Origin of the sequence: Immundisolibacter sp. (assembly GCF_050250495.1) — a bacterium.
Classification (GTDB): domain Bacteria; phylum Pseudomonadota; class Gammaproteobacteria; order Immundisolibacterales; family Immundisolibacteraceae; genus Immundisolibacter.
This window is the reverse complement of sequence record NZ_JBFWOM010000037.1, coordinates 1-9,495: the sequence shown is the minus strand read 5'-3', so window position 1 is coordinate 9,495 and position 9,495 is coordinate 1. Positions and strand designations below refer to the sequence as shown.

The 9,495-nt window shown below is 69.9% G+C and carries 12 protein-coding genes; 5 read left to right on the top strand and 7 right to left on the bottom strand.

Annotated elements, in window-relative coordinates; genetic code table 11:
• The first annotated feature begins 35 nt into the window (after positions 1-35).
• Positions 36-971: a histone deacetylase family protein gene (locus tag AB7F93_RS13770; RefSeq protein WP_428303483.1), complete on the top strand. Its 936-nt coding sequence runs from the start codon at positions 36-38 to the stop codon at positions 969-971.
• Between the two features lie 22 nt (positions 972-993).
• Here AB7F93_RS13770 and AB7F93_RS13765 read toward each other — a convergent pair whose 3' ends face one another.
• The 6 genes from AB7F93_RS13765 to AB7F93_RS13740 form a co-directional block, all read right to left on the bottom strand.
• On the bottom strand, positions 994-1,140 hold the full coding sequence (locus AB7F93_RS13765; RefSeq protein ID WP_428303482.1) for a hypothetical protein: 147 nt from the start codon (positions 1,138-1,140) through the stop codon (positions 994-996).
• Positions 1,141-1,221: 81 nt separating this feature from the next.
• Positions 1,222-1,542: a hypothetical protein gene (locus tag AB7F93_RS13760; RefSeq protein ID WP_428303481.1), complete on the bottom strand. Its 321-nt coding sequence runs from the start codon at positions 1,540-1,542 to the stop codon at positions 1,222-1,224.
• A gap of 85 nt (positions 1,543-1,627) precedes the next feature.
• Positions 1,628-2,011, bottom strand: coding sequence for an ArsR/SmtB family transcription factor (locus AB7F93_RS13755; protein WP_428303480.1), 384 nt, complete (start codon positions 2,009-2,011; stop codon positions 1,628-1,630).
• 10 nt (positions 2,012-2,021) lie between these two features.
• The gene (locus AB7F93_RS13750; RefSeq protein WP_428303479.1) at positions 2,022-2,345 is read right to left on the bottom strand and encodes a hypothetical protein; all 324 of its coding nucleotides are present in this window, start codon (positions 2,343-2,345) and stop codon (positions 2,022-2,024) included.
• A 15-nt stretch (positions 2,346-2,360) separates the two neighbouring features.
• Positions 2,361-2,837 (bottom strand): TlpA disulfide reductase family protein, encoded by a 477-nt coding sequence (locus AB7F93_RS13745; RefSeq protein ID WP_428303478.1) that lies wholly within the window; start codon positions 2,835-2,837, stop codon positions 2,361-2,363.
• Positions 2,834-3,775: an MBL fold metallo-hydrolase gene (locus AB7F93_RS13740; protein ID WP_428303477.1), complete on the bottom strand. Its 942-nt coding sequence runs from the start codon at positions 3,773-3,775 to the stop codon at positions 2,834-2,836. The genes AB7F93_RS13745 and AB7F93_RS13740 overlap by 4 nt, the downstream gene beginning before the upstream one ends.
• Positions 3,776-3,911: 136 nt before the next feature.
• Between AB7F93_RS13740 and AB7F93_RS13735 the strand changes: the two genes are divergently transcribed.
• The 4 genes from AB7F93_RS13735 (at position 3,912) to AB7F93_RS13720 (ending at position 9,231) form a co-directional block, all read left to right on the top strand.
• On the top strand, positions 3,912-4,229 hold the full coding sequence (locus AB7F93_RS13735) for a c-type cytochrome (RefSeq protein WP_428303476.1): 318 nt from the start codon (positions 3,912-3,914) through the stop codon (positions 4,227-4,229).
• A gap of 11 nt (positions 4,230-4,240) precedes the next feature.
• Positions 4,241-5,533 (top strand): FCSD flavin-binding domain-containing protein, encoded by a 1,293-nt coding sequence (locus tag AB7F93_RS13730; protein WP_428303475.1) that lies wholly within the window; start codon positions 4,241-4,243, stop codon positions 5,531-5,533.
• Positions 5,534-5,659: 126 nt separating this feature from the next.
• Complete coding sequence (locus AB7F93_RS13725) at positions 5,660-6,727, top strand: TRAP transporter substrate-binding protein (RefSeq protein WP_428303474.1); 1,068 nt, start codon at positions 5,660-5,662, stop codon at positions 6,725-6,727.
• Positions 6,724-9,231 (top strand): ATP-binding protein, encoded by a 2,508-nt coding sequence (locus AB7F93_RS13720; RefSeq protein ID WP_428303473.1) that lies wholly within the window; start codon positions 6,724-6,726, stop codon positions 9,229-9,231. Before AB7F93_RS13725 ends, AB7F93_RS13720 begins: the two co-directional genes overlap by 4 nt.
• On the opposite strand, the gene AB7F93_RS13715 is transcribed toward AB7F93_RS13720, so the two are convergent.
• Positions 9,215-9,495, bottom strand: a 281-nt coding sequence (locus AB7F93_RS13715; protein ID WP_428303472.1) for a c-type cytochrome, incomplete at its 5' end; no start/stop codon positions are given. The genes AB7F93_RS13720 and AB7F93_RS13715 overlap by 17 nt on opposite strands.

The following is a 9,495-nucleotide window of genomic DNA, read 5'->3' as shown; positions in this document are numbered from 1 at the left end:
ACGAGACCATAACCGATAGAACAAAACCCCGAGACATGAGCACGGCGTTCTTCACCCACCCCGACTGCCGCCGCCACGACATGGGCGCGGGCCACCCCGAATGCCCGCAGCGGCTCGACGCGATCGAAGACCATTTGATCGCCACCGGCCTGGACATCGCGCTGACGCGTCACGACGCGCCGCTGGTCGACCTGAAGGACGTGGAGCTGGCCCATACCCACCATTACGTGGCCGAACTGCGCGACGTTCTCGAGCAGGTCGAGGCCAGCGGGCAGGCCAAGGCGCTCGATCCCGACACCGCCGCCAACCCCGGCACCTGGAAGGCCGCGCTGCGCGCCGCCGGCGCCGCCGTGGCCGCCACCGACGCAGTGCTCGACGGCCGCGCCGAGAACGCCTTCTGCGCCGTGCGCCCGCCTGGCCACCACGCCACGCGCGACGAGGCGATGGGCTTCTGCTTCTTCAACAACGTGGCGGTGGCGGCACGCCATGCGCTGGACGTGCGCGGCCTCAAGCGCGTGGCGGTGATCGACTTCGACGTCCACCACGGCAACGGCACGGAGGACATCCTCGCCGGCGACGACCGCGTGCTGATGGTCAGCTTCTTCCAGCACCCGCTGTACCCGTACAGCGGCGCGGTGCCCAAGGGCACCAACATGCTCAACCTGCCGATCCCGCCGTACACGCGCGGCGGCGAACTGCGCGAGCTGATCGAGGCCAACTGGATGCCGGCGCTCGACGCCTTCCGTCCGGAGATGATCTTCATCTCGGCCGGCTTCGACGCACACCGCGAAGACGACCTCGGCCAGCTCGGGCTGGTGGAGGCCGACTACGAGTGGATCACCTTGCGCATCAAGGACATCGCCGTGCGCCACGCGCGGGGGCGCATCGTCTCGTGCCTGGAAGGCGGCTACAACCTCAGCGCGCTGGCGCGCAGCGTCGCCGCGCACCTGCGCGTGCTGACGGGCGTCTGAGCGCGGCGTCTGAAAGGGTTCTTCAGCGCACGCCCAGCTTCATCATCAGCTTGAGGTACTCGAGCTGCGCGTTGAGCGTCTGCAGGCGCTGCAGCAGCTCATGCCAGCGCAGTTCCTGCACCTCGGCGGGAGACAGCTTGCGGGGCTGGAAGTCGGGGGCGGAGGACATGGCGCGGTGGTGGTGCTGCGTTGGCGAGATCGTCGATCCGCCCGCCTGCCGTGGCAACCCCGCGCCTTGGGTGGCGGGTTCTCACCAAGCCGTCTGGCAGGCGGTGATGCGCTCGCGCTGCGGCAGCGCCAGCAGCCGGTTGACCTCGGAGTTATAGGTGGCGCGGTAGGCCTCGGACTTCCGGATCGCGACCAGGTCGAGCTTGCGCTGCTCCACGGCGCGTTGCAGCAGTTCCTGCCCCGGCTTGACGCTCTTGCCGTCCAGCGGCGTGCAGACGAACAGCACGGCTTCGATGCCACCCACCACCTGCTCGGCGCTGGTGCCGGCGCGCGCCGGCCACGCCACGGCGGCCAGCAGCACGCCGGCCAGCAGGCCTGCAACTCGGAGGAAGTGGGTGCTCATCTCGGTGGCGTGGCGGCGTCGACAGCCGCGCATTGTGCGCCGGCACGAACGGTCGTGCAGCCCCGCGACTGCGCGGGCGGGCCCGTCAGGCGGGGCGGCGGTGCGGCGGCAGCAGCCGTTCCTCGTCGGGCAGTTCGGCCGAACTGTCCATCTCCAGCGCCATCTGCGTGCACACCGCGCGGCACAGCGTCACCGCGCGCTGGTTGGCGATGCGGTAGTAGATCTGCGTGCCCTCGCGGCGGCGTCCGAGGATCTGCGCACGGTACAGCGTGCCCAGGTGCTGCGACAGGTTGGGCTGCGTCGTGTCGATCTGGGCAAGCAATTCGGAGACGTTGCGCTCGCCGTTGCACAGTGCCGACAGCAGTTTCAGCCGGATCGGCGTGGACAGCAGCGAGAACAACTCGGCCGCCGACTCGAAGACTTCATCGGCCTCGGTGTCGGTGGCGGCGGGCGGGGCAGGGTCGCTCATGCGCGGAAGTCTATCGTTTGTGCTCGAAGCGATAGTGGTCGCGGTCGAGCACGGCGGCCACCGCCGTCACCTCCTCGGGGAACAGGCCGAGGTTGAGCTCCGTGCTGCAGTAGTCGACCATGCCGCGCAGCGCGCCGGCGGTGTTGATGCGGCCTTGCGGACGGTAGATGGCGCTGCCGTCGCCGCCGACGCGGCGGATGTGGCAGGCGGTGCACTTGTGCTCGGCGATCAGCTTCTCGCCCAGCGCGATGTCGGCGTCCTTGAACAGGGGGCCGGCCTGCGCGGCGGCCAGCAGCGGGGCGCCGAGCGCGAGGGTGGCAACGAGCATCTTCATGGCGGTTCTCCGGGCTCAGGCGAGCTTGAGCAGTTCCATCACGTCTTCTTCGAACATCTCGCCGGGGATGGCCTGCTTGAGCCGGCCTCGGGCGTCGACGAGCACCGTCAGCGGGATGATGCGGCGCGCGGCCAGCACGGCAGCGAGCGCGTCGTGCGCCAGGGTGACCGGGAAGCCGTAGCCATTGACAGACAGGTAGCGCTGCACCGCTGCGACGTCGCGGTCGCGGCTGACCGTGAGCACCTGCGGGCCGCCGTCGGCCGCGGCGCGGTAAAGCCTGTCGATGTGGGCGTTGTGGCGCTTGCAGAACGGGCAGCTGACCGACCAGAACACCACCACCTGCGCGCGCTGCGCCGCGGGCGTCCAGCGCGAGCCGTCGAGCAGCGTGACTTCCGGCCAGCGCACCGGCTCGCCGACGGCTGCCGGCGCGGCGCGCGCTCCGGCAGCCGATGCGGCCAGCAGGGCGAGGACGGCACGTCGGGTGGTGCTCATCGGGCCTCGTGCTCCATCAGCAGGTAGGTGTTGTAGGCGTTGATGCGGTTGGCAGCCTTGAACAGCGGCAGCTTGTCGAAGCGAGACCAGTCGGCCTTCGCATAGGCGTCCTCGAACGGCTCCATGTTACGCGCCGCCTCGCCCATCGTGCGGCGCAGGTGCACCAGGTAGTCGCGCGTCAGCTCGAGGTCGGCGCGAGCGTTCTTCGAGGCCGGCCCGTGGCCGGGGATGGCAATGTCGATGTCGTAGCCGAGCAGCGTGTCCAGCGCGGTGATCCAGTGGCCGCTGTCGGCCTGGCCGACGAAGGGCACGCGGCCGCGGAAGACCAGGTCACCCGCGAACAGCGTGCGCAGCGCCGGCACGTAGACGACCATGTCTTCCGGCGTGTGCGAGGGGCCTGCCGGCTGCAGCCGGAACTCCACGCCGCCGAGGGTCAGCGTCGTCGGGCCGTCGATCCAGCGATCCGCGGGGACGACGCGGGTGTTCTCGTCGATCCAGGGAAACAGTTCCTCGCGGCTGGCCTTCAGGCGTTGCACGGCCGTCTCGGAGTTCAGGTATTCGCCGGCCGCGCGATGCGCGATCACCGTGGCACCGGCTGCCTTGAAGGTCTGCAGGCCGTAGATGTGGTCGGCGTGGTAGTGGGTGAGGATCACGTGCCGCACCGGCAGCGGCGTGATGCGCCGGATCTGCGCCAGCAGTTCCTCGGCCAGCGCCGGCGAACCGAGGGCGTCGATCACGACCACGCCGTCGTTCGTGATCACGAAGCCGGCGTTGGAGATGAAGTTTCGGTTGGCCGAGGAGCCCAGCGCCGACTGGCCCTGCACCATCCACACCCCGGGGGCGACCGCCTCGGGCACCGGGCTGTCCTGCGCGCGCACGGCGCCGTGCAGCGCCGCCGCGACCAGCAGCACGGGAAGGGTTTTTCCGAACGCGCGCATCGTTCTTCAACAGTACATTCGAATCGACTGATATTTGAAAGCCACAGTCGCCTGCTTGGCAAGTGCGTAAACCCGGAGCGCGGCGGAACGCATGATTGACACACAATCCGCGCGTTCACTGCCGAGGAGATCCCTGATGCTCGACCGTCGTCCCCTGGTCGCCGCCGCCCTGGCGCTGGCCGCGACCTGGGCGCATGCCCAGACCCCGGACCCCAACCTGGCGCGCAACCTCGCCGCCACCTGCGCCAACTGCCATGGCACCAAAGGCAACGTGCGCGGCAAGGACGTCAAGCCGCTGGCCGGCGTGGCGGCCGACAAGATCCTGGCGCAGATTGCCGACTACAAGAGCGGTGCCCAGCCGGCGACGATCATGCACCAGATCTCCAAGGGCTACACCGACGAGCAGCTCCAGCTGATCGCCAACTGGTTCGCGGCCCAGAAGCCGGCGCAATGAGGAGGCGCGACATGAACGACACGATGTTCTCCCGCCGCCGCCTGCTGGGCGCCGGCGCCGCACTCGGCGGCCTCTCGGCCCTGTCCCTGGCCGGCTGTGCCACCTCGGCCTCCGGCCCGTCGATCGGCCGCGTGGTGGTGGTCGGCGGCGGCTTCGGCGGCGCCACCGCGGCGCGCTACCTGAAGATGTGGGGCGGCAACGTCGACGTGACGCTGGTCGAGCGCAACGCCAGCTTCGTCTCCTGCCCGATATCCAACCTCGTGCTGGGCGGCTACAAGCAGATCGGCGACATCACCCGCGGCTACGATGGCCTGAAGGCCATGGGCGTGAAGGTGGTGCAAGGCGAGGTGACCGCCATCGACGCCGCTGGCAAGAAGGTGAAGCTGGCCGACGGCAGCACGCTGGCCTACGACCGGCTGATCGTCTCGCCCGGCATCGACTTCATGACCGAAGCCGTGGCCGGGCTCGGCACGCCGGCGGCGCAGGCGAAGTTCCTGCACAGCTGGAAGGCCGGCCCGCAGACCGTGGCGCTGCGCCAGCAGATCGAATCGATGCGCGACGGCGGCGTGATGGCCATCGCCATCCCCAAGGCGCCGTACCGCTGCCCGCCGGGACCCTACGAGCGCGCCTGCATGATCGCCTCGTACCTCAAGCAGGCCAAGCCCAAGTCGAAGCTGCTGGTGCTCGATGCGAACCCAGAAATCACCTCGAAGAAGGGCCTGTTCGAGAAGGCCTTCAAGCAGCACTACGACGGCATCCTCGAGTACCGGCCCAATGCCGAGCTGAAGGAAGTCGATGCCGGCACGGGAACGGCCAAGCTGGAGTTCGAGGACGTGAAGGCCGACGTGCTCAACGTCATTCCGCCGCAGCGCGCCGCCGATCTCGCGAAGAGCAGCGGGTTGGTCAACGTCAACAACCGCTGGGTGGGCGTGAACTGGCTGACGATGGAGTCGACCGCCATGCCGGGCGTGCACGTGCTGGGGGATGCCACCTTCCCGGCACCGACCATGCCCAAGTCGGGCCACATGGCCAACCAGCAGGCCAAGGTGGCCGCCGCCGCGGTCATCCAGCTGCTCAAGGGAGAAGCGGTCAATGCCACGCCCGTGGTGATGAACACCTGCTACAGCTTCGTGACCGCGAAGGATGTCGTGCACGTCGCCTCGGTGCACCAGTACGACGCCGAGCAGAAGACCTTCCTGCCGGTCAAGGGCGCTGGCGGCGTGTCGGCCGCCGCCAACCAGGTGGAAGGGCGCTACGCACTGTCGTGGGCCGACAATATCTGGAGCGACATGCTGGCGGTCTGAACCGGGTGGCGGTGCTGCGACGCTGCGGTGCCGCCATCGGTGAGATTGCTCACTTCGGGATGATCCGGCGCTCCGTTTGATCTCCGCGGAGCTAATCTTCCGACACGGGGTTGCCGAGGTCGGAAGATGTGCTGTCAGGAAGGTATCCGGCGCGCGCTGCGCCTGACGGGTGCGGCGATCGGGCTGTGCCTTGGCGGCTTCGGGCCACCGGTGGCGGCACAGCCTACCCAGCAGCTGCGCATTGTCGGCGGCCTGGCCGGCGTCAATCAATACATCCGCCACGAGGAGCCGTTCTGGCGCCGAACCTTGCCCGCCTTGTCGCAGGGGCGGGTCAGTGCCGAGATCGTGCCGGCCGACCGTGCCGGCATCCGCAGCCAGGAGATGCTGCGGCTGGTGCAGCTGGGTTCGGTGTCATTCGGCACGGCGCTGCTCGCGGCCGTCGCTGCCCAGGAGCCGGAGGTGGCGGCCCCCGATCTCGCGGGACTCAACCCCGATCTGCCGGCCCTGCGCCGCAGCATCGAGGCCTACCGGCCTCGCCTCGAGACGCTGCTGCGTGAACGCCATGGCGCCGAGCTCCTCGCCGTCTACGTCTACCCTGCCCAGGTTACCTTCTGCACCCAGCCCATGCGCAGCCTCGCCGACTTGGCGGGCCGACGCATCCGGGTGTCGTCGGCCACGCAGTCCGACTGGGTCAGCGCGCTGGGTGCCACGCCAGTGCAGACCGCCTTTGCCGAGACGGTCGCCAGCGTACGCAGCGGCAATATCGACTGCGCCATCACCGGCACCATGTCGGGCCACAGCATCGGGCTGCACCAGGTGACGAGCCACCTGCACACCCTGCCGGTCACCTGGGGACTGGCGGCCTTCGTGGCCAACGGCGATGCCTGGCGCGCCCTGGACGCCGACACCCGGCAACTGATGCGCACCGAACTGCCGAAGCTGGAGCGCGCCATCTGGGAGGAGGCGGAGCGCGAGACCGGCGAAGGCATCGCGTGCAACATCGGCGCACCCGGTTGCACCAGCCAGCGCAATGGCCGGATGGTGGCGGTGCGCGAGACTGCCGCCGATCACGCATTGAGTCGCGAGATCCTGGTCGGCAAGGTCCTGCCGGCCTGGGTGCAGCGCTGCGGCCCGGCCTGCGTGCCGGTGTGGAACCGGACCATCGGCGCGGCCGCCGGGATCCCGCTGAAGTGAGCCGCTCGACCGAGGAAGACTTCTCGGACGCCGGCTTCCCGCTGGTGGTCTGGGCCATCGTGCTGGTGTTCGTGGCGGCCACGGCAGCAGTGGCCTTCGCCTTGCTCGCGCGCGGGCAGCGGGAATCCGTCGAGGCGGCCGAGGCCCAGGTGCAGCGATTCGCCGACGGCGCGGAGGCCGCGCTGAACCGGACCCTGCTGGGCCTGGACGTGTCGCTCGCCCAGATGGGATCGGTGCTCGACCTCGCCCGCAGCGCCGATGGCAGCATCGAACTCGGTCGCGCCCGCGCCATCCTCGACGGCGTCGTGCGGCGCAACCTCACCATGCACAACCTCGCGGTGTTCGACGCCGAAGGTAGCCTGCTTGCCGCGGCGCGCCCCGACAGCGAGAGGCTCGGCGTGCCGCTGCCGGAGGGCTTCGTGCGGGCCATGCTGGCGCAGCCGGCACCGCGGCTCGCGGTACATGGCCCGGAGCTGAGTCGCTCCAGCTCGGATCATGCGCTCTTCTTTGCGCGCACCACGACGCTCGCCTCGGGCGAGCGCCTGCTGATCGTGGCCGAAGTGCCTCTGGCGCTGATCGGCACGCTACTGGCACATGCCGAACAGACGCCGGGCATGGTGGTCACCGTCGAGCGCGAACCGGCCACGCTGCTGGCCAGCGTGCCGGCCTTCGACGCGCGCCTGGGCACCGCGCTGAGCCCGCTGCCGGTCGATGCCGACGGCGTCGGCGTGATGCGCGCAAGCGGACGGCTGGACGGCTCCGATGGCCTGCTCGTGGTGCGCCCGCTGCTGTACGCCACGCTGCGCATGACCACCGGCATCCGGATGGACGACCTGCTGGCCGGCTGGCGGCAGAATCGCCGCCTCCTCCTGGGTGGTGCGGCCGCGTTCATGCTGCTGCTCGTCGGGGCCGGTGCAGCGGCGCACTGGCAGCTGGTCCGCCTGAGCCGCGCACGACGCGAAATGGCCCGCTCCAAGGCCATTCTCGACCGCGCCCTGGCGTCCATCTCCGACGGCTTCCTGCTGTGCGACGCCGAAGACCGGATCCAGGCCTGGAACGACCGCTACCTGGAGATCTATCCATGGCTGCGCCCGGTGCTCGCGCCGGGCGTACCCTACGAACGCCTCGCCGAGGCGGCCGCCGCCGCGCTGCTGCCCGGCGACGACCTCGGCACCGAGCGAGAGCGCTGGCGCCGAGAGCGTCTGGCGAGGCACCTCGGCGGCGACGGCGCGCACGACCAGACGCTGCGCGATGGCCGCGTGATCCACGTGGTCGAGCGCAGGACGCCCGACGGCGGCGTGGTGGGTGTCTTTCGCGACGTGACCGCCGGTGAGCGCGAACTGGCCCGGGCCAAGGCCGATGCCGAGGCGGCGAGCCGGGCCAAGTCGCGTTTCCTGGCTGCGATGAGTCACGAAATCCGCACACCGCTCAACGGCGTGCTGGGCATGAACAGCCTGCTGCAACGGACGCCGCTGACCGAAGAGCAGCGTGGCTACGTCGACACCATCCGGCGCTCCGGCAAGACGCTGCTGGCCCTGATCGACGACATCCTCGATCTCTCGCGCATCGAGGCCGGGCGGCTCGAACTCGGCAGTGCGGCGTTCGACCCTCGCCGGCTCGTCGACGACGTCGTCGCTTCGATCACCACCGCGGCTTCGCAGAAGGGGCTGCGGCTCGAGGCGCGATGCATGGATGACCTGCCGCCGGTACTGCGCGGCGACGAGAGCCGGCTCAGGCAGGTGCTGCTGAACCTGGCGGCCAACGCCGTCAAGTTCACCGAGCGCGGCAGCGTGTGCATCGAGGCCGGCCAGCGGGCGCTGCCCGATGGCCGCGTGGAACTCGCCCTGACCGTTCGCGACACCGGCATCGGTATCGCAGCGCACCATTTGCCGAGGCTGTTCCAGCGCTTCTCCCAGGCCGACGATGGCATCGCTAGGCGCTACGGCGGCAGCGGCCTGGGCCTGGCGATCAGCAAGGAACTCGTCGAGCTGATGGGCGGCCGGATCGAGGTCGACAGCGCGCCGGGCCGCGGCAGCGTCTTTCGCGCAACGATGCCGCTGTCGCGCGGCGAGGCGGCCGAAGCCGAGCGTCCCGACTCGGGCTTCGGCCTGCTGGATGCGCCGGCCATCGGCCTGCGCGTGCTGGTCGCGGAGGACAACGAGGTCAACCAGATCCTGGCGCGAGAACTGCTCGCCCATCTCGGCCACGCCAGCGTCGTCGTCGGCGACGGGCGCGAGGCCGTGTCGGCAGCGGCCGGCGGCGGCTTCGACCTGATCCTCATGGACATCCAGATGCCCCACCTGGACGGTCTGTCGGCTGCACGCCTCATCCGCGAGCGGGGCGTGCGCATTCCCATCATCGCCCTGACGGCCCACGCGATGGTCGAGGAGCGCAACGCCTACCTCGCCGCCGGCATGGACGGCCACGTCACCAAGCCGATCGACCCGCGCGCCCTGGCCGGCGCCATCGGCAGCGCGATGGCTGCGGCTACTTCAGCCCGCTGACATAGGCCGCCACCGCCTTCAGCTCCAGCTCGGTGAGCTTGGAGGCGATGGTATGCATCACCGCGTTGTCGTTGGTGCGTTCTCGCTTGCTGAAGGCCTTGAGCTGGTTCTCCACGTACTGGGCATGCTGGCCACCGAGGCGCGGCAGCCTGTCGGTGCCGTGGCCCGCCGCGCCGTGGCAGTCGGCGCAAGCCGCGACGCCGGAGAACGGGTTGCCGCGGTTGTAGACGAAGCGGCCCACCTGCGCGAGCTCCGGGTCGGCCA